Here is a 26,226-nt window from a genome sequence, read left to right as displayed (position 1 = left end):
CGCTTACGGCTTCGCCGGTGTCTGGGTCGCCGTTTTGCCGCTCGGGTTACTGAAATACCGGAAGAAATCCGAGTCGGGGCGGAGCAGGAAGCGGGTGTCATTCGAGCGCAGGCCGTTCTCATACGCCGTCATTGACCGGTAGAAGGCGAAGAAGTCTGCGTCCTTGCCGTAGGACTCCGCGAATAAGCGGTTGCGCTCGGCGTCACCGACGCCGCGCGTCTGCTCGGCGGTCGAGTTGGCTTCGGCGATGATCACCGTCGCCTCACGATCGGCCTTGGAGCGGATCTCCTGCGCCTTCTGACCGCCCTGCGCGCGGAACTCGGCCGCTTCACGCTGACGTTCGGTCTGCATGCGCTGATAGACCGCCTGGCTGTTCTGCTCCGGCAGGTCGGCGCGGCGGATGCGGACGTCGACCACCTCGATGCCGTAGCCGTCGGCCTCGTGGTCGAGCTGCTCGCGGATGCGCCCCATCAGTTTCTCACGCTCGTCACGCACGACCGTGATGAAGTTGACCTCGCCGAGAACGCGGCGCAGCGCCGCATTCAGCAGCGACGTCAGCTGGAGGTTGGCGGCCTGGATCGAGCCGACACTCTGATAGAAACGCAACGCGTCCTTGATCCGATAACGCGCGAAGGCGTCGACCACGAGGCGCTTCTGGTCGGAGGCGATGACCTCCTGGGACGGATTCTCGAGGTCGAGGATCCGCTTGTCGATGTTGATCACGGAGTTCCACGGCGCCTTGAAGTGCAGCCCGGGGTCTGTGACGACGTCCACCGGCTTACCGAACTGCAGCACGATGGTCTGCTCGGTCTGTTGCACCGTGAACAGCGACATGTAGGCGACAATCAGGACCAGGAGAAGTCCGAGAAGTCCGACGATACCTGTAACGGGGGACCTCATCGGCTGCCTCCGCTCGACTGCTGGCCGGTCGTGGCGGGTCGCTTGGTCGTCAATTCGTTGAGCGGTAGATAGGGCACGACGCCCTGACCGGAGGAGGAACCTCCATCATAGATCAGCTTTTCCGAGCCCCCGAGCACGCGCTCCATCGTCTCCAGATAAATTCGTTCACGCGTCACGTCGGGCGCCTTCTTGTATTCTTCGTACACCTTCAGGAAGCGCGAGCTTTGGCCCTTGGCTTCGGCAACCGCCTGCTCCTTGTAGCCTTCGGCCGCCTGCATAATCTGCGCCGCGCGGCCGCGCGCTTCGGGCACGACCTTGTTGGCATAGGTCTGCGCCTCATTCTGCAACTGCTCGAGATTGGCGCGCGCCGCCTGCACATCACGGAACGCGTCGATTACCTGTGCCGGCGGGTCGACCTTTTGCATCTGCACCTGGGCGATCTGGATGCCGGCGCCGTAATTGTCGAGCGTCTTCTGCATCAAGTCCTGCACGGTGGTTTCGGTCTGCGTCCGCGCTCCCGTCAGGATCGGCTGGATGTTGGAGCGGCCGATCACCTCGCGCATCGCGCTCTCGGCGACCGCCTTCACGGTGCCTTCGGGGTTCTGGATGTTGAACAGGAAATTGCCGACGCCGTTCGGCTTGATGCGCCAGAGTACGGTGAAGTCGACGTCGACGATGTTCTCGTCGCCGGTCAGCATCAGGCTTTCTTCCGGCACGTCGCGGATGGAGCGGCCGCGCCGGGCCGGATCCTCGATCAGCGTCATGCCGATGGAAATGGTGGAGACGCGCAACGCCTTCGGCAGCAGCACCGTTTCGATCGGATAGGGCAGGTGATAGTTCAGGCCCGGATCCACGGTCCGCACGTGCTTGCCGAAGCGCAACACGACGCCTTGTTCTTCAGACTGCACGCGGAAGAAGCCCGACAACAGCCACAGCGCGACGATGATGAGCAGGATCAGCGTGATGCCGACGCCGGAGAAATAGCCACCCGGCATGATCTGCTGGAGGCGGTCCTGGCCGCGCCGCAGAAGGTCTTCCAGATCCGGCGGCCTCGGTCCGACCGGTTGCGGGCCTGAGCCCCATGGTCCTTTCGGACCCGAGCCCCATGGGCCACCGCCCTGATTCTTCCACGGCATTCGACAGTCTCCTCGGCAGACCAGAACTAGAACTTGCCCGGCCCGCATTGTCCGGTCCGGCTTTATAGGGGACCGGCAGGTCCCTTACAACGCAGCCTTGTCCGTCTTTCGAGCTATGCTCGGGCAGGAAAAAGTCAATGTAAACATTGACGAATGCGGTTAATGGCGCGGTCGCCGACGATATGTCACATAGGAGAAGTCGGCGCTGTCGTCAGGACCGGCGGGATGACGGAGGCGGCTGATTTCCTCCCATCGCGCCCTATCGATCTCGAAATGGGCGTCACCTTCGGGCCGCGCGTGCACTTCGGTGATTTCGAGGCGATCGGCGCGATCGATCCATTGGCGATAGATCTCGGCGCCGCCGATCACGGCAATCTCGGCGGCCGAACGCCGCAGGGCGTCACCACGCGCAACCGCGCCCGCATCCTCCGCCGAGGTCGCGACGACGGCGCCGGCGGCACGGTAGGCGGCATCGCGCGTGACGACGATGTTGGTGCGGCCGGGCAGCGGCCGGCGCAGCGACTCGAAGGTCTTGCGACCCATGATCACGGGCTTGCCGACCGTAAGTGCCTTGAAACGCTGCATGTCGGCTTTCAATCGCCACGGAATCGCTCCAGCAGCGCCGATGACGCCGTTCTCTGCGATTGCGACGACGAAGACGATCTCCATCACGCCCCTCTCCCGGCAAGGCGTGCCAACGCGAGTCCGGTGACGCGACACAACGTCCAGTCGTCCATCATGACGGCGCCTAGCGACTTGTAGAACGCGATCGACGGCGCGTTCCAGTCGAGCACCGCCCATTGCAGGCGCGACCAGCCGTTCTCGACGCATTCGTTGGCCAGATAAACCAGCAGTGCCTTGCCGAGGCCCCGGCCCCGATGCGACGGCCGCACATAGAGGTCCTCAAGATAGATGCCGTGGCGGCCGCTGAAGGTGGAGAAATTGACGAGCCACACCGCGAAACCGACCGGCTCGCCGTTCCACTCGGCGATCGCGCAATACAGCCGCGGATCGCTGCCGAACAGCGCGTCGGCGATCATCGCCTCGGTTGCCTCAACCTCATGCGAAAGCTTTTCGTACGCGGCGAGCTCGCGGATGAAAGAGAGAACGAGCCCGGCTTCGCCGGGGCGCGCGCGGCGGATGTTGAGCGACATCTGCGTCAGACCGCGACCGCCGCCTTGATGTGCGGGTGCGGATCGTAGCCAACCAGCTCGAAATCCTCGTAGCGGAAGGAGAAGATGTCCTTCACGTCAGGGTTGATCCGCATCATCGGCAGCGCGCGCGGCGTGCGCGTGAGCTGGAGCCGCGCCTGTTCCAGGTGGTTGGAATAAAGATGGGTATCGCCGAACGAATGCACGAAATCGCCCGGTTTCAGGCCGGTGACCTGCGCGACCATCATGGTGAGCAGCGCGTAGGAGGCGATGTTGAAGGGCACGCCGAGGAACACGTCGGCCGAGCGCTGATAGAGCTGGCACGACAGCTTTCCGTTCGCGACGTAGAACTGGAACAGGCAGTGGCACGGCGGCAGCGCCATCTTGTCGACTTCGGCCGGATTCCAGGCCGAGACGATCAGGCGGCGCGAGTCCGGGTTGCGCTTGATCATGTCGACGACATTCGCGATCTGGTCGATGCTGCGCCCGTCCGGCGCAGGCCAGGACCGCCATTGATGGCCGTAGACCGGGCCGAGATCGCCGTTCGCGTCCGCCCACTCGTCCCAGATGGTGACGCCGTTGTCGCGCAGATATTTGATGTTGGTGTCGCCCTTCAGGAACCACAGAAGCTCATGCACGATCGCCTTCAGCGGCAGTCGCTTGGTAGTCAGCATCGGAAAGCCAGCGGACAGGTTGAAGCGCATCTGATGGCCGAATATCGACAGCGTGCCGGTGCCGGTCCGATCGGTCTTCTCGGCGCCGTCTGAAAGAATCCGCTCGAGCAGGTCCTGATACTGGTGCATGTGCCAAAAACCTTAGCAAAAACCTTTAAGAAGACGGCAGCCTTTGGGGAGAACGGCCAACTTAGCGGCCGCCCACGCGCTGCGACAGCAGCGATTCGCCGGCCGGCATAGATTATACCCGAAAAAGTGAGCGTTCCCGACCGCAACGACAAGGGGCGGAACTCGCGTTCCACCCCCCGCCTATGAGCTTGATCCTGCAGGCTAACTTTTCGCGTTGCACGCCGCTTCTGCTCAATTCTCGGATTCGGTGAACACCTCGTCGCGCTTGGCGCGCAACGCGGGCAGCACGGTGAGTACCAGGAGGAACGCCGCGATCGCCAGCAACACGGCGGACAGCGGGCGCGTCAGGAACACGCTCCAGTCGCCGCGCGAAATCAGAAGCGCACGGCGCAGGTTCTCTTCCATCAGCGGTCCCAGCACCATGCCGAGCAGCAGCGGCGCCGGCTCGAAATCGTGCTTGATCAGCCAGTAGCCGACGAGGCCGAACACGCCCGCGAGGATGACGTCGACCGGTGCGTTGTTCACCGAGTAGATGCCGATCGCGCAGAAGATCACGATCGAGGGGAACATCAGCCGGTAAGGCACGCGCAACAGCCGCACCCAGATTCCGACCAGCGGCAGGTTGATGATGATCAGCATCAGATTGCCGATCCACATCGAGGCGATCATGCCCCAGACGAGGTCCGGCTGCTTCTGCATCACCTGCGGGCCCGGCACGATGCCGTGAATGGTCATCGCGCCGACCATCAGCGCCATCACCGCGTTCGGCGGGATGCCGAGCGTCAGCAACGGAATGAACGAGGTCTGCGCCGCCGCGTTGTTGGCGCTTTCCGGCGCCGCCACGCCCTCGATTGCGCCGCGGCCGAACCGCGACGGGTTCTTGGCGATCTTCTTCTCGAGCGTATAGGACGCAAAGGACGCGATGACAGCGCCGCCACCCGGCAGGATGCCGAGGATGGAGCCCAGCACGGTGCCGCGCAGAATCGCAGGCGTCGAGTCGACCAGGTCTTTCCTGGTCGGCATCAGGCCGCTGATCTTCTGCTGCACGAGATCGCGGTTCATTTCGGCGCCGGCGTCGAGATTGCGGATGATCTCGGCGAAGCCAAAGACGCCCATCGCCACCGTCGCGAAGCCCAGGCCGTCGGCCAGTTCCGGAATGTTGAACGCCATGCGCGAGGCGCCGGTCTCGATATCCGAGCCAACCATCGACAACAGCAGGCCGAACACGATCATCGCGATCGCCTTCAACACCGAGCCCTTGGCCAGCACCACCGCGAAAATCAGGCCGAGCACCATCAGCGAGAAATATTCGGCCGGACCGAACGCCAGCGCGAGTTTTGTGAGTGGCGCGCCGAGGACTGCGATCAAAACGGTCGCGACGCAGCCGGCGAAGAACGAGCCGATCGCCGCGATCGCCAGCGCCGGACCGGCGCGGCCTTGCTTCGCCATCTGGTGGCCGTCGATGGCGGTGACGACCGATGTCGCCTCACCGGGAATATTGACCAGGATCGAGGTCGTCGAGCCGCCGTACTGGGCACCGTAATAGATGCCGGCGAGCATGATCAGCGCGCCAACGGGCGGCAATCCGAACGTGATCGGCAGGAGCATCGCCACAGTTGCGACGGTGCCGATGCCGGGAAGCACGCCGACAAGCGTGCCAACCAATGCGCCAATCAGGCACATCAGAATATTGATCGAGATCGGGAGAGACAGGCCATAGAGCCACCAGGGTGACCACCAGGAGACCTGAAACACCACACCGAAACCGAGGCCCAGATTGTGGAAGAGATCGAACATCACATCCTCACTGAGCCAGGAAGCGCGGGAACATCGGCATCGGCAGCCCGAGCACGTACGGGAAGAGCAGCGCGCAGCCGAGCGTCAGGCAGGCGCCGACGATGATCGCTTCGACCCAACGTGTCTCATGCGTGCCCATCGCCGCGATCAGGAAGCTCGCGAAGGCCGTAACCACCACGCCGAGCGGACGGATCGCGAGGGCGAAGAAGACGATCGAGACCATCACGAACAGAGGCCCGCGCCAGGCATAATGCGCCATCGCCGGGCCATCGGTCAGCAGCCCCGTCAACGCGATGCCGGCGCCGAGTGCGACGAGCAGCCCGCCGAACATCCGCGGCGCCGTACCCGCGCCAAAAGAGAAGCCGCGCATCCCCTGCAAATCGCTGGAGGCCCACAGCGCAAACAAGGCGAGCGCCATCAGCACGATACCGCCGATATAGTCCTGTGCCGACTTGATCGTCATGAACAGCGTGAGAATTGCCACCACAAAAATCGGATAGGAATAGATCAGCGCCAGCAGCACGTCAGATGACGCCTTCTTGGTGTCACCGCCGATCGCTCCGATCAGCGCGGCGGGAGCGCTCGCGAGCAGCGCGGTGGCGTGGCTGATCAGGACCGTGGCCGGACCGCGCCCCGCGCCCCAGCCGAAGATCGTCCCGATCGACCAGACGAGTTCGAAAATCTGCGGCGCAATGGCCAGCAGACAAAAGCCGATCGCCACCGAGGTGTTGCGGTTGGCTGTCGCTGAGTGGCCCATCGTATCGGCCATGCATGTCTCCTCCGCGACCTGTAAGTCACGAGCACTGTTGTTCTAATCGGCTGGAAAATGGATCCCCCGCCCGGATCACTGCCTAGCGATTTTCATCACACAATGCCAGCAAAACCCAACAGGCCTCCGGCGAGCAGCAGCCACAGCGGATTGACGCGCGATAGCGTCGCGAGGATGGCAACCGCCGCGGTTATTAGCAAAGCGGTAACGCTACGATTGGTCGACTGCGCCAGGATCAGGGCGCTCGCTGCCATCAATCCGATCGAGAGCGGAACCAGTGCAGCCTGAATCAGGCCGGGCCAGCGCGATTGGGTGGGCCGGTTCAGGAGCCGGCTGACTAAATAGGCAAGCAGGGCCGTCGGCAGGCACATCGCCAGCTTCGCCGCCAGCGCGCCGGGGATGCCGGCGACGGCATAGCCAATCAACGTGACGATCAGGACGTTGGGACCGGGCGAGAGCTGCGCGATCGCGTAGGCGTCGGCGAACTGCTTGTCCGTCATCCAGTGATGCACCTCGGCCGCGATGCGATGCATCTCGGGCACGGCTGCCGCAGCGCCGCGACCGCGAACAGCGACATCAGGCCAAAGGTGGAGATCAGCACCCAAATCGGGCTCTCGCTGGTCATGCTGCTACCTTCCTCCGCAGGAGGAACGTCACGGCAACACTGATGGGAATCGCGACCAGCAGCACCGCCTGGAGCCGCAGGCGCAGCACGCCGATGGCGGCGAACACTGCAAGCATCAGGATCAGCCCGACGATGTCCGCCTTCTTGAGCAGCGGCGTCATCATGCGCAACACGACCGCGATCAAAAGACCGACCGCGGCGCAGAAGATGCCCGCAAGGCTGTGGCGCAGCACATCCATCTCGCCGAATTTGGCATAGATGATCGCGAGCACGGTCATGATCAGCGTCGGAGGCACGAGCAGCCCGGCAAAAGCGGAAACACCGCCTGCGATCCCGGGCAGCCGCGCCCCGAACACCATCGACAAATTGACGATATTAGGCCCCGGCAGGAAATGGCGGAGCGCAAACGTCTCGTTGAATTCGTCCGGCGTCATCCAGCGATGCTGATCGACGATGGCCCGCCGGGCAAACACCAGGACCCCGCCGAAGCCGGCCAGCGACATCCGGGCAAAGGCCAGGAACAGCGCGACTAGGCTGGGGGCAGCTGAATGGCCCGGCTCTTGCGCGGCCGGTGAGGAATTCGAGGACATGTCAGGAGCTTAGAACGCAGGCGATGGCGCGGCCAAGGTCATCCGGAACCTATCCAAAGGAACCTCGCCATGGCCCCGCCAAACCCCTGTTATTTGAAAGCTTTGCCCCCTATATTGGGGGTGCCGGTTCGCCGGCTATGGAAATAAACGGTCGTCGTAATAAACCATTCGGACCCGGGGGCGGTACCCGGCGCCTCCACCAAAGCCCACCGATTAACGGGCTTCAGCCCGCCGAAATGCGGGCTTTGGCGGGGGCGAAATAGGATCGACGAGGGCGTAAAGGGCGTGCTTTTTCCCGGTATTGTTCCGCCGTTATCGGGCTACTGCAATAGTTGCCAACGACAACTTTGCTCCGGTTGCTCAGGCTGCGTAACGCAGTTTGAAAGACCATTCTGAAGTCCTAACGGGTTAAGCTCCGTTAGGCGGGGTTCGGAGGCACCTGGCAACAGAAGCCTCCACTTACCTTATTAATTTCCTTCCCGGCGGGGGACTCCTGCTGACCGGTCAGGCGCGGTACTATTGCGGCTTGGCGAGTCGGGCCGGCGGGGCCCGCCTTCCGGAATGCAACAGGACCACCATGGCGACCGATCATATCCGATACGATGTGCTGGCCCGCGACGCGCTGCGCGGCGTGCTCCGCAAGGTGCTGACCGATGCCGCGTCCCATGGACTGCCCGGCGAGCATCATTTCTTCATCACCTTCGTATCGAAGGCCGAGGGCGTGAAGATCTCGGCGCGGCTGCTCGCGCAATATCCGGAAGAGATGACGATCATCCTCCAGCACCAGTTCTGGGACCTCACGGTGCTTGAGGACCGCTTCGAAGTCGGGCTGTCCTTTGGTGGCATTCCGGAGCGGCTGGTGGTGCCGTTCAGCGCCATCAAGAGCTTCCTCGATCCGTCCGTGAAATTCGGCCTGCAGTTCGACACCTCCGACGTTGCCGAGATAGCGCCCGAGACCCTGCCGGCGGCGCCTGCCCCATCGGCCGTTGCGGTGCCTGAACCCACCGCCGAAACAGCCGAAAGCGCCGAGGAGCCGCCCCCGCCGAACCAGGGCGGCGCGGAAGTCGTGCGGCTCGACCGTTTCCGCAAGAAATGATCCAGGCTGGCGCGCGCGGCCGTCGCGCGGCGCCGAACTGCCTATATAGATGAGCATATCAAGAGGCCACGCGGCATTCCGTGCGGCAGAATGGATATGCTCATGGCCAAGACCGCTAGATCAAAGACTGCCCGCTCCTCGCGGTCCGCGCCCCGCGTCGAGACCGACAGTTTTGGTCCCATCGAGGTCCCCTCCGATCGCTATTGGGGAGCGCAGACCGAGCGCTCGCGCCAGAACTTTCGCATCGGCACCGACCGCATGCCGATCGCGCTCGTGCATGCGCTGGGCATCGTCAAGCTCGCGGCCGCACAGTCCAACCGCGAACTCGGGCTGCTCGACCAGCGCCGCGCCAACGCCATCATCCGCGCCGCGCGCGAGGTGATCGAGGGCAAGCTCGACGATCATTTTCCGCTGGTGGTGTGGCAGACCGGCTCCGGCACGCAGACCAACATGAACCTCAACGAGGTGATCGCCAACCGCGCCAATGAGCTGCTCGGCGGCGAGCTCGGCGCCAAGAAGCCGGTCCACCCCAACGATCACGTCAACATGAGCCAGTCGTCGAACGACTCGTTCCCGACCGCGATGCATATCGCCGCTGCCAGCCGCATCACCGCCGATCTCATTCCGGCGCTCGGCGAATTGCTGCGCGCGCTGCTCAAGAAAGAAAAAGAGTTCGCCAGGATCGTCAAGATCGGCCGTACCCACACCCAGGATGCGACCCCGCTGACGCTCGGCCAGGAATTTTCCGGCTATGCCGCGCAGGTCGAAAGCGGGATTGCCCGCCTCAAGGTCGCGGTGAAGGATCTCTATCCGCTGGCACAGGGCGGTACCGCCGTCGGCACCGGCCTCAACTCGAGCCCTCGCTTCGCAAGACTGTTCGCCAGGCACGTGGTCGGGATCACAAAACTGCCCTTCACCAGCGCCGCCAACAAATTCGAGGCACTGGCCTCCAACGACGCCTATGTGCTGGCGCACGGCGCCATCAATTCGGTGGCGACGGGGCTGTTCAAGATCGCCAACGACATCCGCCTGCTCGGATCAGGCCCGCGCTCGGGCCTCGGCGAGCTGATCCTGCCGGAGAACGAGCCGGGCTCATCGATCATGCCGGGCAAGGTCAACCCCACTCAGTGCGAAGCGATGACCATGGTGTGCTGCCAGGTGTTCGGCAATCACACCGCAATCACGGTAGCCGGCAGCCAGGGGCATTTCGAGCTCAACGTCTACAAGCCCGTGCTCGCATACAACATGCTGCATTCGATCCGCCTGCTCGCGGACGCCGCGCGCTCCCTCACCGAACATTGCGTCAGCGGCATTCGCGCCGATGAAAAGCGCATCAGGGAGTTGATGCAGCGCTCGCTGATGCTGGTGACGGCGCTCGCGCCCAGGATCGGCTACGACAATGCGGCCAAGGTGGCGAAGACGGCGCATGCCAACGGCACCACGCTGAAAGAGGAAGCGCTCCGCCTGGGCTTCGTCTCGGCGGACGAGTTCGACCGCCTCGTGCAGCCGGAGAAGATGACGCGGCCCGGTTGATTTCCGGATTCCGATAGTCATCCGTAATGATACGGAGCCAAAACGGCATATTTATAGAGGCTTAAAGGACAGGATTTGATTACCGTCAAGGTCTCGGGGAGGATGCGTGCTACGCCGCTCTCTCCCCTTCCCGGGGCCAAATTCATCGTTTGATGGCCACCAGGGCCGATTGACGAGGACGAGCGAATGGCGATCAAATCTTGTGGGGCGCAGCGCTGCACCCTGTTTCTGAATGTTTCATCCTGCCTGCGGAGGATCGGATGATGGAGACGCGGCATGGGGAACGTCATCAACCTGAATCGTTTCAGGAAGCGCGCCGAGCGGGAAGTCTCGGCGAAGCAGGCGGACGTCAACCGGGCGAAGTTCGGCCGCAGGAAGGCGGAGCGGTCGGCGGAGCAGACCCGCGCGGACCAGGCGAAGGAGCATCTGGACCAGCACCGGATCGATCGCGAGGAGCAGCCATGAAGTCGCCCGTCGTGAAGCGATCGATCGTGGTCGCTGGCCACAAGACCAGCGTCAGCCTGGAAGAGGCGTTCTGGAACGGCATGAAGGAGATCTCGGGTCTGCGCAACATGACGCTGTCCGAGCTCGTCGGCGAGATCGACAGCAGTCGCCAGCAAGGCAATCTGTCGTCGGCAATCCGTCTGTTCGTCCTGGACTACTTCAAGAGCCGCGCCATGGCCGTCCAGCCGGAAAAGGTCCCCGCCCAGTAGCCGCGGAGGCACTTTCCGGGGCTCGGCAGCAGCCGCCCGCACTTTAAAATCACTCTAAGGTGCAGCTTCGGCGAGCGAGCGCGCTTGACCTCAATGCCCTGCGTTGAAAATACAGGGCATGACCGATACCAATGAAACGCGCCCGCAGATGCCGCTGGGTCTGGCCCAGCGCGGCTATAGCGGCATCATTCAACACCTGTCCGCCAAGGACGCGGGCTCAGCGCTCTCGGACATCGAGCTCGAGAGCCGCCTGATCGAGCTCGGCTTCGTCGAGGGTGCCCGGGTCGAGGTCCTGCACGAGGGGCTGGTCGGGCGCGACCCGATCGCCGTGCGGGTCGACAACATCACCATCGCGGTGCGCCGTCGCGAAGCCATGGCCATCATCGTCGCCTGAGGCGACCGGATATCTGATTCCATGGAAGCACCCCTGCTGCATCTCGCCCTGGTCGGCACGCCAAACAGCGGCAAGACATCGCTGTTCAATGCGCTGACCGGCAGTCGGCAGAAGGTCGCGAACTATCCGGGCGTCACCGTCGAGCGCAAGGAGGGCTTCTTCGTCACGCCCCTGGGTCGTCAGGTCTCGGTGGTCGACCTGCCCGGCACCTATTCGCTGCGCGGCCGCAGCCCGGACGAGGAGATCACGCGCGACTTCGTGCTCGGCAAGGCCTCCGGCGAGTCAGTGCCCGATCTCGTGCTGTGCGTGGCCGATTCGACCAATCTGCGGCTGACCATCCGCCTCCTGCTCGAGCTCAAGCGCACCGGCCGGCCGATGGTGCTGGTGCTCAACATGTTCGACATCGCGGCCCGCCGCGGCATCAATGTCGACGCGGAGCGGCTCGCCAAGGAGCTCGGCGTGCCCGTGGTCACCTCGATCGCGGTGCGCAAGGGCGGCACCGCCGACCTCCTGACGCTGACCGACGATATCTCGGCCGGGCTCGCAGCCGAGCCGCAGGAGAATAGCTGGCGCGCGCTCGGCGTCGGCGAACTGCGCGCCACCCAGCGCGAGGCCGACCGCATCATCGCCGACTGCGTCAGCCTGCCGAGCCGGCCCGACACCTGGACCGCGCGGATCGACGCGGTCGTGCTGCACCCCGTCGCCGGGCTATTGGTGCTCGCGCTGATCCTGTTCGTGATGTTCCAGGCGGTGTTCGCCTGGGCGCAGCCGCTGATGCAGCTGCTCAACTCCGGCTTCGATGCGCTCGGCGAATTCGTGCACGCCAGCCTGCCCGCCGGCCTGCTGCAGAGCTTCCTTCAGAACGGCGTGATCTCCGGCGTCGGCAGCGTCATCGTGTTCCTGCCGCAGATCATTATCATCTTCCTGTTCATCCTGCTCCTGGAAGATTTCGGCTACATGGCGCGGGCCGCGTTCCTGATGGACCGCATCATGGGCGGCGCCGGGCTGCATGGCCGCGCCTTCATCCCGCTGCTGTCGAGCTTTGCCTGCGCCATTCCCGGCATCATGGCGACGCGCGTGATCGACAACAAGCGCGACCGGCTGACCACGATCCTGATCGCGCCGCTGATGACCTGCTCGGCGCGCATTCCCGTCTACACGCTGATCATCTCCGCCTTCATTCCGGCCAGGGACGTCTGGGGCTTCATCAACCTCCAGGGCCTCGTGATGTTCGGCCTCTACGCCGCCGGCATCGTCAGCGCGCTGCTGGTCTCTTTCCTGATCAAGTTCTTCATGCTGCGCGACTACGCGCCGGCGCCGTTCATGCTGGAGCTGCCCGACTACAAGATGCCGCGGCCGAAATCGATCGCAATCGGCGTCTACACCCGCGCAAAAATGTTCTTGCACCGCGCCGGCACAACGATCTTCTCGATGATGGTGCTGATCTGGTTCCTGGCTTCATTCCCGCAGCCGCCGGCAGGCGCAACCGAGCCCGCCATCGAATTCAGCCTGGCCGCAATCATCGGCAAGGCGATCGCGCCGCTGCTCGCCCCGGTCGGCTTCAACTGGCAGATTGCGGTGGCCCTGATCCCGGGCATGGCGGCGCGCGAGGTCGCGGTCGCCGCGCTCGGCACCGTCTATGCGATCGAAGGCGGCAAGGAAGCCGCCGAGCAGATCGGCCAGGTGCTGGCGACGAAATGGTCGCTTGCCACCGCGCTGTCGATGCTGGCCTGGTACATCTTCGCCCCGCAATGCGCATCCACGCTGGCTGTGATCCGGCGCGAAACCGGAAGCTGGACCTGGATGGCGGTGACCTTCACCTACATGCTGGTGCTCGCCTATGCGGCCAGCCTGGTGACGTACAACGTCGCCGTCGCGCTCGGCGCAGGATAGCGCCCCTCTCGAAACTAAAAGCGCGAAAACAACCCCATGCACAGTAGACGGGGATAGCAAAATCAATGGCTTACGCGTGTGCGCAGCAGGTAGCCAGATGGAGCGAAGCGAAATCCGGAATTCTTGCACGACGCATCGCCGGCCCCGAACTGCGCTCCGCTCCATTCGTGCTACGGACAACGAACGGCGTGCCCGTTGACCCGTCGGGCAAAACAGGAGCACGATGGCATCATCGGCCCTTGCCGGCATAGTGACCGGCCATCCGTCTCCATGGATCAGTTCACCACCACCAGCCTCACTGCCGAGAGACTGCGCGAGGATCACCTCGCGGATCTCGTCGCGCTTCACCTCGATCCCGAGGTGTCGCGCTATATCGGCGGCGTACGCTCGGCCGAGAGGACCAAGGCTTATCTCGCCGTCAACATGGCCCATTGGGACCAGCACGGTTTCGGACTCTGGGCACTGAGAACGAGCGACGGAACGTTCGCTGGGCGGGCGGGCATCCGGCACATCCTCGTGGATGACGTGGACGAAATCGAGATTGCCTACGCGTTCAAGCGCAGTCTCTGGGGCCAGGGACTTGCGAGCGAAATCGCGACCGCGCTGACGCACGTCGGATTGTCACAACTCAAGCTGCCGTCACTGATCGGCCTGGTCTTTGTCGGAAACGCCGCGTCCCGCCGCGTGCTGGAGAAATCGAATTATGTCCTCGAGCGCAGCACGCACCGTCACGGAGAAGACGTCGTGATTTACCGCGCCCGACGGTGAGAGATCGGAAGGCTATCGTGCCGATCGGAGTGGGCATGTGCTCATAAGTCCGGCGCCTTCCGTTCTCCGAGCATATCGCATGTGAGACCACCCAGGCGGCAAGGCCGCCCCGGAGGGCGGCCTTGGATGATCCAGTCTACCAGCGGCCGGTGCCGAAGCTGAAGCCGATGCTGGGCCCGCCGCCGTAATATCCGTATCCGCGATCGTAGTAGCCGGGACCGCCATAATATCCGTAGCTCCGGCGCACCACGTAGCCGTCATCGCCGTCGTAATAGCGTTGAACATAGCGCGGACCGCGGGTCCGGAAGCAGCGGCCGTACTCGTTGCATACCAGGCGCACCTGATCGACGTTGGCGATCTCTGCCGATCCGATTGCGGTGGGATTGAGCGGAGCCGCCGAAGCGGCCGAGGCCAGCACAGCGGCGGCCGTAAAAGTACCGAAAGCGATCATCCTCATGTTCGTTCTCCTTGCTGCGACCAGATCAGTCGATCTCTTCGATGATGCGCCGCTCCTGCGGCTCCACTATGTAGGTCCGGCTGTCGCGATGGATGTAACGGTACTCCCGCAGGCTAGGGGACTCGCGATAGACCTCCTCGGGGAAAGCTTCGAACTCGACGCCCTCCGGCACGCGCTCGCCGGTGCGGATCTCGGTTCTTACCGTGCTGCCCGTGGTGCGCCGTTCGACGGGGCGCGCTTTGACGTGCTTGCGGATCACTTCACGATCGCGATCGCTGAACGTGGCCTTGCGCTGTTCCGTGCGGGCCGGAGCGGCCGCCGTGGACCGGCCCGAGTACGGCAGGACCGCGACGATCTTGTAGCTCGACGGCTCAACGATCACGATCTCGTCCTTCACCAGGACGAAGTTATAGCCGCGATATTGCGGCACCACCTCGGCGACCTCGCTGGGCAACGGCTGCAGGCGAACGTCTCGCGGCACGACCGTACCAACCGACAGCGAAAAGTTCACGCTGTTGAGCGGCTGGACGTTGAGGCGCGACACCGACTGGCTGATGCGGGTGCGTTGCTGGTCGTTGAGATTGACGGATGCGTTCACGCCGGTGCTGGAGGAACGGTCGGCCGTGCTCTGCTGCGTGTTCGGTTGCTGAGCCGTGTTCTGCTGCGTGTTTGGCTGCTGGGCCGTGTTCGTCGCGCCGCTCCCGGTCTGAGACTGCTGCGCCTGGTTGTTGGCGGCGGGCGGCGGATTTGCGGACTGTGTCTGAGTGTTCGCCGGAGAATTGGTTTGGGCCTGGCTCGGCGAATTGCCGGAGGCCGGTGCCTGCGAGGTGCTCGTTCCGAGGTTCGGCGACTGCCGGGCCGCGTCCTGTTTGTTCGAGGCCGGTGCCTGGGTCTGAGCCGAATTGTTCGAGGAGGAAGACGAAGGTGCAGTCTGCGCCGGATTGGTGGGCATAGCCGTGGAGGTGGAATCCTGCTGACGCTGCGAGGCCGAAGGATTCTGGCCCGAAGTGCCCGGATTGGATTGCGCGAATGCGGAATTGGCTATCGCCAGGGCTGCGCAAGTGGCCAAAAGTAAACGCTTGTTCATATGAAGCTCCTTGAACGCTGTGTTGCGACAACCTTCCGAGCGGGGCTGCGGTTCCAGATTCGGGAAATAATGGTAACTGGCCGCCATCAAGGTCATCTCTTTCAAATATAAAAAACAGGAATTTCGCAATCTGCGATGCCGAGCGCATGCCTTTGGGGCCGGGAACAAGCGGAACACTTCGAAGGATAACAACGCCAACGACGAGAGTCCGCCGGACTTCCACATCGAGCGCGATGAAAGGAAATCTCTGCGAGCAATCTCACGTCCTTTTTGCGTTCCTGGCAGTTGCAGCGCGCACTCTCGTTTCGCGGCCCCTCTACGGGAGCGATAACGTCCGGTATTGGCTTTCGTACTCTTTGGCCATTCGCTTCGCCGAAAAACGTTCTTCGAACCGGGCGCGCATTCTTCGTCTGTCCAGCCGCCCTAGTTCGTTCACCGCCTTGATGGCCTGCGCCTCGACGATCTTCGGCATGGAGCTCGAGCGATAGGCGATCACCGGCGTCCCGCACGCCATCGGCCGAGGGGCGAGTTGGGCGATGCGCATCGGTCCCTAGGCACCCAACGCGCATCGCAAGGCCAGTACGACGGTCGCCGAGATGAGGAACGAGATCGCCAGCAGGGTCCAACCCGGTCTCGTGCTTTCGCGAGCCACCCGCGCGACGAGCATCTTCATGTAAGTCAACATTCGTCCGCGGGAAGCCGGTGCAGGTAGGCGAGTCCCAAGCTTGCGAGTTCTTCGGAATCGCTTTCTCGCTCTTCCCCTCTCCTTTGCAGGTGACGCTCGAGCAGGCAGCGACGGTTGTCGGACGCATCAACATCCGGATGCGTCGCCCGGAAGGCCGACCACGCCGTGTCTGCGGCCCTTCTCACGGTAACCTCGTCCACCATTCTCCCGCTCCAGCGTCTCGAATCTCATCGCTTGCAACTCAACATGCCCGGGAAGGTTTCCAAGTTCTCCCGGAAGTGCAGATCTGCTTCGCCCGTGGCACGGCATCCAACTGACGGTCGCACCGATGGTCGTGCGTCCCCACTTGCCGCGATGGCGGAGCGCATAGCGCTCGTTCCAAAGCCGACCGCTGACAACAGCCGACGGGCTGACTATATCTCTCGTCTCCACCCCTGCTGACCGGCCCTCCTTGAAAAGATCCGTGGTCATTTTTCTGCTGCTGGTGTTCGTGCCGATTGCCGTGTCGGCCGCGCGCTATTTCCTGTTCGGAGACGGCCGCGGCGATTGGCGAACGGCGGATCGATCGAGCACGGGGTTGCTCCGTCCCGCCGCGGCCAATCCGGACGCACTGATCCGGGTCTTCGCCGCGCGCACCGTGCGCTGGCGCAGCATATTCGCGGTTCACACCTGGATCGTGGTCAAGGAGAAGGATGCCGCCGGCTACAGCCGTTACGATTACACGGCGTGGGGCGAGCCGATCCGGGACAACGGATTTGCGCCGGACGGTCGATGGTTCGGGGCAACGCCGGAAGTCGTCGTCGCCGTGGACGGCGCGCGAGCGGAGGCGCTGATCCTGAAAATTCGCCGCGTCATCGAGAACTACCGCTTCAAGGCCTACGGCGACTACAGCGCGTGGCCAGGACCGAATTCCAATACCTTCGTGCAGGCCGCCCTGGACGCGGTTCCGGAATTGCAGGCCGTGCTTCCGCCGACCGCGATCGGCAAAGACTTCCCCTACACCGGCAGGCTGGTGGGGCTGACCGCCTCAGGCAGCGGCGTCTACGCCTCGCTCGCGGGCTACGTCGGAATCTCGATAGGCTGGGTCGAAGGGTTCGAAATCAACTTCTTCGGTGCGGTGCTCGGATTCGACATCCGACGGCCGGCCCTGAAGCTGCCAGGCATCGGGCGCCTGGGTGTCCCGGCGGCGCTGTGATCGACCATTCAATCTTCGCGATGGCGCAGCGCATCGACGATGATCTTGAAGGCCGGCGAGTTCTGGCGCTGACTCGGATAGTAGATGTGATAGCCGTCGAAGCTCGGCGACCAGTCGTCGAGGACCACGACGAGGTCGCCTGATGCGATGTGCCGCTGCACGATGCTCTCCGGCACATAGGCAATGCCGTACCCGCTCAGGGCGGCATCGACCTGGGCGTAGGAGTTGCCGAATGTCAGTTGTCCGTCGACCCGGACGCGCAGCTCCTGGCCCCCCTTGGCGAATTCCCACGCGTAGAGTCCGCCGGACCTTTGCTGTCGCAAACTGATGCAATTGTGCCGCATGAGCTCGTTGGGGTGTTCCGGCGCACGATGTTCGGCGAAGTAGCCGGGCGAGCCTACCGCCACCAATCGCCAATCCGGTCCAATCCGCACCGCGATCATGTCCTTCTCGACGCTCTCGCCGAGGCGAACGCCGGCGTCGAATCCGTCCTCGACAATGTTACGAAATCCATTGTCGAGACTGAGTTCGAGCTTGATATCCGGATAGTCCTTCAGAACCGGCTGCAACTTCGGCCAGACCACGCTCTGGAGGGCGTGGTCCGAAATCGTCATCCTGATCCGTCCCGACGGCTTGTCGCGGAAAGCCATGAGGTCAGCGATGTCGGCTTCGATCTCCGCGATCCGCGGCGCCATCGATTGCTGCAAACGTTCACCGGCTTCGGTGAGACCGACACTGCGCGTCGTCCGCGTCAGAAGCCGGATGCCCATCTGGTCTTCAAGGCGCTTGATGGTGTGGCTCAGGGTCGATTGCGCGACGCCGAGCTTGGCGGCCGCCTTGGTGAAGCTCCGCTCCCTGGCGATCGTGAGGAAACACAAGAGGTCGTTGAAGTCGTGCTTGGCCATCGTTTTCCGCCGCCGGAACCTCCCATTTATAGCGAGGATCGATCAATGCAAGCGGACTGTTCCATCTAATCGGATCGCTCTCGATCGGCTAATTCCGATGGCGCGGGCGGTCTTCGCCGTGACCCGCGCCGTCCTGGCCGCAACGACCGGCAATCACCATGCCCCGACATCGCCCCGCGCGTCGAACCGTTCTTGGGAGCCTCTTGGCCATCGCCGCCGGTCCGGTCGTTGGCCTGGCCGCGAACGCCGCGGGGAGTGGAGCAGCGAATATGCGGATCCGATGCGCCTTCAATCGCCACAGCTTTACGGCGATGCTTTTCGACAGCCCGCCAGCGCGGGACTTCGTCTCGAGCCTGCCGCTCGAGCTGACCATCGAGGACTATTCCACCAACGAGAAGATTGTCTATCTACCGCGCAAGCTGACCGAGGACGGCAGCGCCCTGTTCGCGGGCGAGGCGCCGGGCGACATCTGCTACTACGCCCCTTGGGGCAATCTCGCCTTCTTTCACGGCAGCTATCGCTATTCGAAAGGGCTGATCCGTCTCGGCCGTCTCGAGGATGGGATTCAGCCACTGCTCACGAGGGGGAAGTACCCTCTCCGAATCGAGCTTCTCTCCTGACGGCTTTCGGCTGCTGACGCTTCCACCGTCATGGCCGCGCTTGTCCTGGCCATCCACGCCTTGCGGCGCGGCACAAAGAACGCGGATGCCCGGAAGCGAAACGATCCTACGAAATCCTACCGGAAATACCCCAGCACCAGATCGATATCCGAGCTGCCCGCCACGGTGCCGTTCAGCTCGGCATCGATGACGCGGCGGCAGGCTTCGATCGCGGCGTGATCGCCGAGATCGTTGGCGGCTTCCAGCACTAGCCATGCGGCGTCGACCGAGGCCTTGTCCGGAGCCGATCCGCCGGCATCGGCGTCGAAGCTGTTGTTGAGGTTCTTGTTCGGATTCTTGTTCGGATTCTTGCGAACTGCGGTGCCGAATTGAGGCAACATTGCAAATACTCCCTGCCAATTCCCGGATGATGCTCGGTGCACCTGTTCAGTGTACTCGTTCAGTGTACTCGTTCAGTGTACCTGGAGCTCGGGCTGACGACCCTGGGCGGAGTCGGTGCCGGCGCTGTTCTTGCGCGACTGATAGAACTTCAGAATGCTGCGCGAAGTCTCGATCTTGAGCCGACCGAAATCGCGCTCATTGTCGTGGAGCTCACGCGCCGTGATCAGATGATCCTTGGCACCGAGGAACAGCAGCGACATGGTGGTGTCCCAGGAGAAGTCGAGCGCCTTGCACAGCACCAGGATCATCTCGCGGTTGCGGTCCATCAGCGCGCGCTCGATCACGTCGACCGGGAGCGCCGAGAGCAGCGACAGGCCGATCTGCACCTCGTCGAAACGGTGCTGCCGCGCATAGTTCGAGATCGAGTCCTGATTGAGATTGCCGAGCCTGTGCTGCGTCGTCACCGTGCGCTTGGCGACGAAATAGCTGCGCGACGAGGGACCGAACTTGGATTGCAGATCGCCGGTGACCTCGGTCACCGAGCTCTGGATCTGCGCCATCATCTCGGGGCGCTCGGTCTTCAGCCGGCGGCGGACGTCCTCGGACGCTTTCGAGATGAGCTGCTGGAAGATGTGGCGCGGCACGTCCTTGCGCAGGCCGAGCTGCTCGGCAAGGATCGAATCGCCCTCGGCGCGCCTGACCATGTGCAACAGGCCCGAGCCGGAGAAGCGCGCGCCCTCATTCCTGGCGACGGACGTCACGACCTCCTGGTTGCCGCGCTTGACCAGCACGTCGGTCACGGCCTCGCCGATCGACTTGCGCTGGGCGATGGCGAGCAGATGCGACTGGCCCTTGGTCAACGCGCTCTCGACCAGCATCTTCTCGTCGATACGATCGGAGTCGCGCAGCACGGGACCGGCGACCTCGATCGCGTCGTCGAGGGCGAGTTTTTCGATGACGTTGAGCGGGGCGTGGTCGCAGGCCGCCATCAATTCGGAAAGCTGCGCGCGCGCGACGACCTCGATCTCGTCGGCCAGCCGCCCGATCACCTCGCCGAACATGCTGATCTCGTCGTCGCTGTAGCGACCGGTGATCAGAATGTCGGTTGCGTGCCACAACGCCTTCGCCCGGCTCTCGTCGGTGCCGCGCGCGATCGCGTCGTCCAGATCCTGTAGCAGCGGTTTTGCCCCGTTCATCTCGATCACCCCAGTTCTTGGCGAGTCGTCCTGCCGCAAGTGGCAGGACGCCGGATTCCTCAGAAACCGACCCTAGGGAACAAACGCGAGAATCCGGTAAAACCGGCAGATCAGTTTTGCCGGGGAAAATTCGTTAAAATGCGGGGGAATTGGTTTACCGGCGGGCAACGGCTCGCGCGGCAAATGGAGGTGCGCTCCCTCTCCCGCTTGCGGGAGAGGGCTGGGGTGAGGGTGTTTCCACAGAGGGATTCCCCCAGAGGATAGAGCCCTCACCCGCGCCTTCGGCGCGACCTCTCCCGCAAGCGGGAGAGGTAAGGGATCCGCGGCCCGTTTGGTGCAAACCAAAATCCGCCTTACGGATTCGACGGCGTCAGCACCAGCGGCGGTTTTGGCTTCGGTTTTGGCGGCGGCGGGCCGGGCGCCGGCCTCACCTCGATCGGCGGCGGCAGCGGCGCCAGTTGCTGCTGGCTTGCGAGCGGCGGGCTTGGCGCGGCGGGGGCTGCCTGCGGCGCCTTCGGCATCGGTGCGGCCTTGGGCTCAGCCCTGGGCTTCGGCAGCGGCGCGCGGCGCGGATCGCGGCCGGGCATCGGCACGTCGGTCAGCGACGGCTCCGGTGCGGGATCTGGCGAGACCAGCGTCGGCAGCGCCGCGGTGGCCGGCGGCGGCTCGCCGCGCTCGATCGCATCCAGCCGCCGCGTCTCGCGATCGATCGTGCGCACCGCAAGCCATGACGACAACGGCGCGAGATCGAGAGTGCGATTGAGCTTGTCGGGGGGACCTGCCGCAAACAACTGGATTTCCGGGGGAGCGCCGGACAGCCCGGTCATGATCGGCGTCAGGCTGGCGCGGATGTCGGCCTGGTCGGCGGGAATGTCGTAGCCGCCGGAAACGATGGCGCGGGCGTTCTTCGCCTCCAGCGGTGTCGCGCCGACGCGCAGGCGGCCGTCGCGGATCGTGAATGGAATCTGCGCCGAGGCGACGGCGATGGGACCTGCCGACAGCGCAGGCTCGACCAGTTGCCGCAGCCGATTGTCGTCGCTGACCTGGCCGCCGTCGCTGGCGCGGATGGCGATCTCGAACGCGCGCGGATTGAGGCCGCTGATCTCGGCGGAATCGAGCGTCACCGTGCCGTTGCCGGCGAGCGCGCCGATCAGCGCCGCGACGCTGCGGCCCTGGCTCGTCAGCGCCATCTGCACCGAGGCGCGTCCTTTCCGCAGAGCGAGATCGCGGTAGCGCAGCGTCGCCGCATCGACATTGGTCAGTTCGAGGCGCGCGTTCAGCGCGAGGCCGTTGGCGCCAGTTCTCGCATCGAGGCTCGCGGACATCTCACCGCCGCCGACGCCGCCCTTGAGCGCATCGAGCGCGAGCGACTGGCCGTCGCTCCTGATCGTGCCGCCGACGGGGCGCAGCTCGATGCCATCAGGCAGGCTCCCGCGCAACGCCTGGAAGGCGATGCGGCCGCGCCAGCCGCCAAGCAGGCCCGCGCCCAGCGGCTCGCCTGAATTGTGCCCGGCCGCACCGATCGCCATCGCGAGCGCCGGCGCAAGATCGAGCGAGTCCAGGCCGACTTCGCCATCGACGGTCTTGTCCTGATCGAGCGTCATTGCGAGATGGCCACGCAAATGCGAGCCGGAAGCGGTGCCGTCGAGATCGTCGAAGGTCAGACGGTTGCCGGACAGGCCGACGCGCGAGGACAGGGTGACGGCCTGCATCGACTTGTCGGCCGCGCTGGTCCCGAACAGCGGCGCCAGGTTGGCGTTGCGCAGACGCAAATTCACGCTGGCCTTTGGCTCCGGCGCAGACAATTCGATGCTGCCTAGCGCATCCGCGTCCAGCCCGCCGCCGCTGAGCCTTGCGTTCAATTGCAGCGGCCGGCGCCATGCGCCGCTCAGCTTACCTTCGAACTGCGAGGCGCCCTCGCCCGCCGCCACGGCGCGATCGAGGCCGAGCAGCGCCAGCAGCGCGCTCCCCTGCGGTGTCGACAGTTTCGAGTCCAGCGTGAAGTCGCTGTTGCGCAAGCGGTCAAGATCGATGCCGTTGACCGCCGCGGCCGGAGTCTGCGCCGCCAGCGTCGCACTGGCCTTGAGCTGCGGCGCATCGAGCTCGAGCACGGCGCGCGCGTCGCTGCGATCGGCGTGCTCGGCGTTCTTGTCGAGACTGAGGTCGAGCTTCAGGCGCGTCGCACCGGGCAACGACGGCAGCGCATCGAACCGCGCGCGGACTACAGGCGCAAACGGCTCGATCAGTGCCGTGAGCTGGCGCAGCGAACTGGCCGACGATGTCAGCGCAAGCTTGCCGGTTGTCCTGGCGCGGTCGAAGCTGCCGCTCGCCTCCGTGGTCACGCCGCTGGCTTGGCCGAACCGCAACTGCTCCAGCGCCAGCGTCGCCGGGCCATAGCCGAGCTTTGCCGCGAACGGCCGCAGTTCCTGCCCAGCGGAGATCGCGCGGCCGACGTCGAGCGAAAGTTTCGCTTCCTCGGGCCATTCGCCTTGCGGACCCGCGAGCGCGCGCACGAAACCCGCGGCGGCGTCGAGGTCAAGACGGTCGGCCTTGATATCGGCATCGATCCGCGAGCCCTTGCTCGCGCCGTTCTGGGCAAAATCGATCCGTCCCTCGACAGCACCACCCTCGATGTCGGCCTTCAGCTTGTCGACGGCGAGATGGTTGGGGGCGATCGTCACGTCGCCGGCAAGGCGCAGCGGCCGCGTACTGCGGCGGTTGATCTCGCTGCGGCCTAGGAGCCAGGCCGCCAGCGTATCGGGATCGGACGATTCGACGGTGAGGCGGCCGCTGAAGCTGTCGGCGCCGGGCGTCGCGCCGTTGAACGAGAGCTGTGTCATGCCGGGCGCACGCAGCTCGAGCCGCTGGAAGGTCCAGGATTTGCCGTCGCTCTTGAGCTCCGCGGCGATGTTTTGGAGCGGACGGCCGCCCAGCATGATCTGGTCGGAGTTGAATTCGATCTGCGCCGGGATCGGCGCCTGCGGGATCGCCGCGAGGCCTGCGCGCAGCGCCGGCAGGATGCGCAGCGGCTCGGTGTCATTCTTTCCGGCCAGCTTGTCGACATCGACCTGGCGCGCCGACAGCACCGCGCGGAGCAGCGGCGCGGCGCCGAACCTGAGATCGCCGACGCCGCCGAGCTTCAGCGCGGCGTCTTCGCTGCCGAAGCTCGCATCGATCTGGTCGAATTTTGCGCCTGCCGGATCGGCCTTGAGCTTGGCCGCGAGCTTCCAGGGCGTCGGACCCGCCTCGCCAGGCTTCTTGAGTTGGGGAACGGCCAGCGTCAGCGCGCCGTCGAATTTCGGCAGGCGGTTGTCGAAGGCGAGCACGCCTTCGAGATCGGCCTGAATGGCGCGCTCGCCGGGATCGATGCTGAGATGCAGACGGGTGGCGCTACCGTCGGCGCTCGGGCCGGAGGAGATGCGGAACGGATAGCGGGTGCCGGCCGCGGTGAAATTGCCGTCGCCCCGCACCGCGCCCGCGAGCGAGCGCACATCGCCGGAGAAGGCGATGTCGCTCAGCTCGAGCGTCGAGCGGCTGGCAGCGTCATGCAGGGCGATACGGCCGGTGAGGTTCAGCCGCTCGATGGCGAGAGAGGCCAAGTTGAAGCTGCCGCTCGCGGTGGACGGCAGATCGACGCGTCCCCTGGAGTCGAGGCCGAGATCCACCGCCATGCCGTTGACCGTCAGCTCGGTGGCGCGCCATTCGCCGCGCATCAGGGAGCTCAGGCTGAACTCGACGTCGAGCTTGTCGGCGCGCAACCGGCCGAGATCGTTGTTGCCGCCGAAGGTGAGCGAGCGCAGCCGCAGCGTCGGCGCCGGCAACAGCCGCGCGTCGAGCTGGCCCGCCACCCGCACCGGCACGCCGATGATCCGGGTCGCCTCCGCCTCGAACTGGGGCCTGAACTGGTTCCAGTCGATGAAATACGGCCCGATCAGCGCGGCGAGCAGCGCTAAGATGAAGGCAATCGCCAATCCGAGCAGCGTCGTCTGCACGGGTCTCCCCTCGGCCAAGCCGGCACCGGGCCAAATCTTGACCCCCAAACCCTGGCCGCAGAGGCTTCAGGCGCGCCGGAACTGCCCCTTATATAGGGGCAAGTGTGGCGAAGTCACAGCGACTGTTGCGCGCGGAGGTTAACGCTACTGCGCGACCCTCATGCTGAGGAGGCGCGCAAAGCGCCGTCTCGAACCATAGGGGCCCCGCTCTCGCCCGTTGCCATCCTTCGAGACGCCCGCCTTGGGCGGGCCCTCAGGATGAGGATGAGCACTCGCCGAAGCAGCGCTGACGGCTAACGCCAGCTCGCCGGCAGCTGCTTCAGCCCGCGCAGCACGAAGGTCGGCCGCCATTGCGGGTTCTCGACGTCGTCGATGCGCAAATCCGGCAGCCGCCGCAGCAGCGTGGCGATGGCGATTTCGGCCTCGATGCGCGCCAACTGCGCCCCCAGGCAGAAGTGAATGCCACCGCCGAACGATAGCGGCCTGACGTTCAGCCGGGTGATATCAAGCCTGTCGGGGTTGTCGGGATAGACGGCCGGGTCGCGGTTGGCCGAGCCGAGCAGGCAGAGCACGGTCTCGCCCTTGGGGATTTTGACGCCGCCGAGATCGTCGATGTCCTCCAGCGTGACGCGCCCGGTCATCTGCACCGACGAATCGTAGCGCAAAAATTCCTCGATCGCGTTGGTGATCAACTCCGGCCGCGCCTTCAGCAGCGCGAGCTGGTCCGGATTGCGATGCAGGGCGAGCAGGCCGTTGCCGATCAGATTGACGGTGGTCTCGTGGCCGGCGCCGAACAGCAGGATGATGTTGGCGGTCAGCTCGTCGTTGGTGAGCTTATTGCCGTCTTCCTCGGCCTGCACGAGCTGGGTGGTGAGATCGTCGCCGGGATTGCGGCGGCGCAATTCGAACAGTTGCTGGAAATACATCTGCGCCATCAGGTTTCCGGCGTTGCCCTTGGCGATCTCCTCCGGCGAGAGCGGCACGGGGTCGAGCAGCCGTCCGCCGTCGCGCGAGCTGTTGTAGAAGACCTCGCGATGGTCCTCGGGAATGCCGAGCATGTCGCAGATGATGGTGACCGGCAGGCGGAAGGCGAAATCCTCGATCAAGTCCATGTGACCGCGATCGATCACCGCACCGATGGCCTCGTCGACGATCTCCTGGATCCGCGGCCGCATGTCCTCGACCCGGCGCGCGGTGAAGGCTTTCACCACCAAGCCGCGCAGGCGGGTGTGGTCGGGCGGATCGGCCTGCAGCATCCAGTGGCTCATGCTGCGGAAAACCGGCTCGTCCATGATCTGCGGGCCGTAGCGGCGCCTGGTGCGCTCGACGTAATCCTTGCCGAAACGCTTATCGCGCATCACCAGGCTGACCTCGGCATGGCGGCTGGTCACGAACGATCCGAACTGCGTTACATGGATCGGCTCGGTGGTGCGCAGCCGCGCGTAATGCGGATAGGGATCCCGGATGAAGTCCGGCGACAGCGGGTTGAACAACGGATCGCCGTTTGCGCCTGGCACTTGCTCGTTCATGGTGACCTCAC

Annotated in this window: 25 protein-coding genes, 1 other RNA gene and 2 pseudogenes; 10 read left to right on the top strand and 18 right to left on the bottom strand. The window is 64.4% G+C overall.

Annotated elements, in window-relative coordinates:
• Positions 1-3: 3 nt before the first annotated feature.
• The 9 genes and pseudogenes from hflC to FXV83_RS17335 all read right to left on the bottom strand — a co-directional run bounded on the left by hflC (position 4) and on the right by FXV83_RS17335 (position 7,771).
• A complete protein-coding gene (hflC, locus tag FXV83_RS17375; protein ID WP_148740620.1) occupies positions 4-900 on the bottom strand; it encodes a protease modulator HflC in 897 nt (298 codons plus the stop codon).
• Complete coding sequence (gene hflK, locus FXV83_RS17370; protein ID WP_148740619.1) at positions 897-2,036, bottom strand: FtsH protease activity modulator HflK; 1,140 nt, start codon at positions 2,034-2,036, stop codon at positions 897-899. The genes hflC and hflK overlap by 4 nt, the downstream gene beginning before the upstream one ends.
• A 159-nt stretch (positions 2,037-2,195) precedes the next feature.
• Complete coding sequence (locus FXV83_RS17365; RefSeq protein WP_148740655.1) at positions 2,196-2,705, bottom strand: dihydrofolate reductase; 510 nt, start codon at positions 2,703-2,705, stop codon at positions 2,196-2,198.
• Positions 2,705-3,190: a GNAT family N-acetyltransferase gene (locus tag FXV83_RS17360; protein ID WP_148740618.1), complete on the bottom strand. Its 486-nt coding sequence runs from the start codon at positions 3,188-3,190 to the stop codon at positions 2,705-2,707. The genes FXV83_RS17365 and FXV83_RS17360 overlap by 1 nt, the downstream gene beginning before the upstream one ends.
• 5 nt (positions 3,191-3,195) lie before the next feature.
• Positions 3,196-3,990, bottom strand: coding sequence for a thymidylate synthase (locus tag FXV83_RS17355; protein ID WP_148740617.1), 795 nt, complete (start codon positions 3,988-3,990; stop codon positions 3,196-3,198).
• 231 nt (positions 3,991-4,221) lie between these two features.
• Positions 4,222-5,787: a tripartite tricarboxylate transporter permease gene (locus FXV83_RS17350; protein WP_148740616.1), complete on the bottom strand. Its 1,566-nt coding sequence runs from the start codon at positions 5,785-5,787 to the stop codon at positions 4,222-4,224.
• A 7-nt stretch (positions 5,788-5,794) separates the two neighbouring features.
• Positions 5,795-6,556 carry a tripartite tricarboxylate transporter TctB family protein gene (locus tag FXV83_RS17345; protein ID WP_148740615.1) on the bottom strand — a complete coding sequence of 254 codons (762 nt, stop codon included), beginning with the start codon at positions 6,554-6,556 and terminating at the stop codon, positions 5,795-5,797.
• A gap of 95 nt (positions 6,557-6,651) precedes the next feature.
• Positions 6,652-7,181, bottom strand: a pseudogene (locus FXV83_RS17340) (chromate transporter).
• Positions 7,178-7,771, bottom strand: coding sequence for a chromate transporter (locus FXV83_RS17335; protein ID WP_148740614.1), 594 nt, complete (start codon positions 7,769-7,771; stop codon positions 7,178-7,180). The pseudogene FXV83_RS17340 and the gene FXV83_RS17335 overlap by 4 nt, the downstream one beginning before the upstream one ends.
• Before the next feature lie 83 nt (positions 7,772-7,854).
• Between FXV83_RS17335 and ssrA the strand changes: the two genes are divergently transcribed.
• The 8 genes from ssrA to FXV83_RS17295 all read left to right on the top strand — a co-directional run bounded on the left by ssrA (position 7,855) and on the right by FXV83_RS17295 (position 14,168).
• Positions 7,855-8,231: a transfer-messenger RNA gene (gene ssrA, locus FXV83_RS17330) on the top strand.
• Positions 8,232-8,348: 117 nt separating this feature from the next.
• Positions 8,349-8,867, top strand: coding sequence for an SspB family protein (locus FXV83_RS17325; RefSeq protein WP_148740613.1), 519 nt, complete (start codon positions 8,349-8,351; stop codon positions 8,865-8,867).
• A 102-nt stretch (positions 8,868-8,969) separates the two neighbouring features.
• Complete coding sequence (fumC, locus tag FXV83_RS17320; RefSeq protein ID WP_235939771.1) at positions 8,970-10,400, top strand: class II fumarate hydratase; 1,431 nt, start codon at positions 8,970-8,972, stop codon at positions 10,398-10,400.
• 276 nt (positions 10,401-10,676) lie between these two features.
• Positions 10,677-10,865: a DUF4169 family protein gene (locus tag FXV83_RS17315; protein WP_148740611.1), complete on the top strand. Its 189-nt coding sequence runs from the start codon at positions 10,677-10,679 to the stop codon at positions 10,863-10,865.
• Entirely contained in the window at positions 10,862-11,113 is a 252-nt protein-coding gene (locus FXV83_RS17310; protein ID WP_148740610.1) for a ribbon-helix-helix domain-containing protein, read from the top strand. The genes FXV83_RS17315 and FXV83_RS17310 overlap by 4 nt, the downstream gene beginning before the upstream one ends.
• Positions 11,114-11,231: 118 nt before the next feature.
• Complete coding sequence (locus FXV83_RS17305) at positions 11,232-11,507, top strand: FeoA family protein (protein WP_148740609.1); 276 nt, start codon at positions 11,232-11,234, stop codon at positions 11,505-11,507.
• A 21-nt stretch (positions 11,508-11,528) separates the two neighbouring features.
• Positions 11,529-13,400, top strand: a complete 1,872-nt coding sequence (gene feoB / locus FXV83_RS17300; RefSeq protein ID WP_148740608.1) for a ferrous iron transporter B — start codon at positions 11,529-11,531, stop codon at positions 13,398-13,400.
• A gap of 270 nt (positions 13,401-13,670) precedes the next feature.
• Positions 13,671-14,168: a GNAT family N-acetyltransferase gene (locus FXV83_RS17295; protein ID WP_148740607.1), complete on the top strand. Its 498-nt coding sequence runs from the start codon at positions 13,671-13,673 to the stop codon at positions 14,166-14,168.
• A gap of 136 nt (positions 14,169-14,304) precedes the next feature.
• Here the strand turns inward: FXV83_RS17295 and FXV83_RS17290 are convergent, their stop codons facing one another.
• From FXV83_RS17290 to FXV83_RS17275, 4 genes and pseudogenes are all read right to left on the bottom strand, one after another.
• Positions 14,305-14,625, bottom strand: coding sequence for a hypothetical protein (locus tag FXV83_RS17290; RefSeq protein ID WP_187435970.1), 321 nt, complete (start codon positions 14,623-14,625; stop codon positions 14,305-14,307).
• Between the two features lie 25 nt (positions 14,626-14,650).
• Positions 14,651-15,712, bottom strand: a complete 1,062-nt coding sequence (locus FXV83_RS17285; protein ID WP_148740653.1) for a DUF1236 domain-containing protein — start codon at positions 15,710-15,712, stop codon at positions 14,651-14,653.
• Between the two features lie 316 nt (positions 15,713-16,028).
• Positions 16,029-16,226: pseudogene (locus tag FXV83_RS17280) on the bottom strand (glycosyltransferase family 4 protein); the annotation flags it as partial.
• A gap of 164 nt (positions 16,227-16,390) precedes the next feature.
• Positions 16,391-16,600 (bottom strand): hypothetical protein, encoded by a 210-nt coding sequence (locus tag FXV83_RS17275; protein WP_148740606.1) that lies wholly within the window; start codon positions 16,598-16,600, stop codon positions 16,391-16,393.
• 260 nt (positions 16,601-16,860) lie between these two features.
• Between FXV83_RS17275 and FXV83_RS17270 the strand changes: the two genes are divergently transcribed.
• Positions 16,861-17,592 (top strand): DUF3750 domain-containing protein, encoded by a 732-nt coding sequence (locus FXV83_RS17270; protein WP_148740605.1) that lies wholly within the window; start codon positions 16,861-16,863, stop codon positions 17,590-17,592.
• Between the two features lie 8 nt (positions 17,593-17,600).
• Here the strand turns inward: FXV83_RS17270 and FXV83_RS17265 are convergent, their stop codons facing one another.
• On the bottom strand, positions 17,601-18,497 hold the full coding sequence (locus FXV83_RS17265) for a LysR family transcriptional regulator (RefSeq protein WP_148740604.1): 897 nt from the start codon (positions 18,495-18,497) through the stop codon (positions 17,601-17,603).
• Positions 18,498-18,655: 158 nt separating this feature from the next.
• Here FXV83_RS17265 and FXV83_RS17260 point away from each other — a divergent pair, with 158 nt between their 5' ends.
• A complete protein-coding gene (locus FXV83_RS17260) occupies positions 18,656-19,117 on the top strand; it encodes a cyclophilin-like fold protein (protein ID WP_148740603.1) in 462 nt (153 codons plus the stop codon).
• Positions 19,118-19,233: 116 nt separating this feature from the next.
• Here FXV83_RS17260 and FXV83_RS17255 read toward each other — a convergent pair whose 3' ends face one another.
• The 4 genes from FXV83_RS17255 to FXV83_RS17240 form a co-directional block, all read right to left on the bottom strand.
• Positions 19,234-19,497: a hypothetical protein gene (locus FXV83_RS17255; RefSeq protein ID WP_148740602.1), complete on the bottom strand. Its 264-nt coding sequence runs from the start codon at positions 19,495-19,497 to the stop codon at positions 19,234-19,236.
• Positions 19,498-19,569: 72 nt separating this feature from the next.
• Positions 19,570-20,694 carry a DUF2336 domain-containing protein gene (locus FXV83_RS17250; RefSeq protein ID WP_187435969.1) on the bottom strand — a complete coding sequence of 375 codons (1,125 nt, stop codon included), beginning with the start codon at positions 20,692-20,694 and terminating at the stop codon, positions 19,570-19,572.
• A gap of 353 nt (positions 20,695-21,047) precedes the next feature.
• Positions 21,048-24,686, bottom strand: a complete 3,639-nt coding sequence (locus tag FXV83_RS17245) for an AsmA family protein (RefSeq protein WP_148740600.1) — start codon at positions 24,684-24,686, stop codon at positions 21,048-21,050.
• 293 nt (positions 24,687-24,979) lie between these two features.
• Positions 24,980-26,215, bottom strand: a complete 1,236-nt coding sequence (locus FXV83_RS17240; protein WP_187435968.1) for a cytochrome P450 — start codon at positions 26,213-26,215, stop codon at positions 24,980-24,982.
• Positions 26,216-26,226 lie beyond the last annotated feature (11 nt).

It is taken from the genome of Bradyrhizobium hipponense (assembly GCF_008123965.1).
In the GTDB taxonomy this organism is placed as follows: Bacteria; Pseudomonadota; Alphaproteobacteria; order Rhizobiales; family Xanthobacteraceae; genus Bradyrhizobium; species Bradyrhizobium hipponense.
The sequence above is the reverse complement of the archived record's forward strand: the minus strand, read 5'-3'. Positions and strand labels throughout refer to the sequence as shown.

Excerpts from the sequence above, each read along its gene's own strand:
- FXV83_RS17275 (WP_148740606.1), bottom strand. The coding sequence starts at position 16,600 with ATGGTGGACGAGGTTACCGTGAGAAGGGCCGCAGACACGGCGTGGTCG.
- FXV83_RS17260 (WP_148740603.1), top strand. The coding sequence starts at position 18,656 with ATGCCCCGACATCGCCCCGCGCGTCGAACCGTTCTTGGGAGCCTCTTG.
- FXV83_RS17250 (WP_187435969.1), bottom strand. The coding sequence starts at position 20,694 with ATGAACGGGGCAAAACCGCTGCTACAGGATCTGGACGACGCGATCGCG.
- FXV83_RS17315 (WP_148740611.1), top strand. The coding sequence starts at position 10,677 with ATGGGGAACGTCATCAACCTGAATCGTTTCAGGAAGCGCGCCGAGCGG.
- FXV83_RS17310 (WP_148740610.1), top strand. The coding sequence starts at position 10,862 with ATGAAGTCGCCCGTCGTGAAGCGATCGATCGTGGTCGCTGGCCACAAG.
- FXV83_RS17240 (WP_187435968.1), bottom strand. The coding sequence starts at position 26,215 with ATGAACGAGCAAGTGCCAGGCGCAAACGGCGATCCGTTGTTCAACCCG.
- FXV83_RS17335 (WP_148740614.1), bottom strand. The coding sequence starts at position 7,771 with ATGTCCTCGAATTCCTCACCGGCCGCGCAAGAGCCGGGCCATTCAGCT.
- fumC (WP_235939771.1), top strand. The coding sequence starts at position 8,970 with ATGGCCAAGACCGCTAGATCAAAGACTGCCCGCTCCTCGCGGTCCGCG.
- hflC (WP_148740620.1), bottom strand. The coding sequence starts at position 900 with ATGAGGTCCCCCGTTACAGGTATCGTCGGACTTCTCGGACTTCTCCTG.
- FXV83_RS17295 (WP_148740607.1), top strand. The coding sequence starts at position 13,671 with ATGGATCAGTTCACCACCACCAGCCTCACTGCCGAGAGACTGCGCGAG.
- FXV83_RS17345 (WP_148740615.1), bottom strand. The coding sequence starts at position 6,556 with ATGGCCGATACGATGGGCCACTCAGCGACAGCCAACCGCAACACCTCG.
- hflK (WP_148740619.1), bottom strand. The coding sequence starts at position 2,036 with ATGCCGTGGAAGAATCAGGGCGGTGGCCCATGGGGCTCGGGTCCGAAA.
- FXV83_RS17325 (WP_148740613.1), top strand. The coding sequence starts at position 8,349 with ATGGCGACCGATCATATCCGATACGATGTGCTGGCCCGCGACGCGCTG.
- FXV83_RS17255 (WP_148740602.1), bottom strand. The coding sequence starts at position 19,497 with ATGTTGCCTCAATTCGGCACCGCAGTTCGCAAGAATCCGAACAAGAAT.
- FXV83_RS17350 (WP_148740616.1), bottom strand. The coding sequence starts at position 5,787 with ATGTTCGATCTCTTCCACAATCTGGGCCTCGGTTTCGGTGTGGTGTTT.
- FXV83_RS17285 (WP_148740653.1), bottom strand. The coding sequence starts at position 15,712 with ATGAACAAGCGTTTACTTTTGGCCACTTGCGCAGCCCTGGCGATAGCC.
- FXV83_RS17305 (WP_148740609.1), top strand. The coding sequence starts at position 11,232 with ATGACCGATACCAATGAAACGCGCCCGCAGATGCCGCTGGGTCTGGCC.
- FXV83_RS17365 (WP_148740655.1), bottom strand. The coding sequence starts at position 2,705 with ATGGAGATCGTCTTCGTCGTCGCAATCGCAGAGAACGGCGTCATCGGC.
- FXV83_RS17265 (WP_148740604.1), bottom strand. The coding sequence starts at position 18,497 with ATGGCCAAGCACGACTTCAACGACCTCTTGTGTTTCCTCACGATCGCC.
- feoB (WP_148740608.1), top strand. The coding sequence starts at position 11,529 with ATGGAAGCACCCCTGCTGCATCTCGCCCTGGTCGGCACGCCAAACAGC.
- FXV83_RS17355 (WP_148740617.1), bottom strand. The coding sequence starts at position 3,990 with ATGCACCAGTATCAGGACCTGCTCGAGCGGATTCTTTCAGACGGCGCC.
- FXV83_RS17360 (WP_148740618.1), bottom strand. The coding sequence starts at position 3,190 with ATGTCGCTCAACATCCGCCGCGCGCGCCCCGGCGAAGCCGGGCTCGTT.
- FXV83_RS17290 (WP_187435970.1), bottom strand. The coding sequence starts at position 14,625 with ATGAGGATGATCGCTTTCGGTACTTTTACGGCCGCCGCTGTGCTGGCC.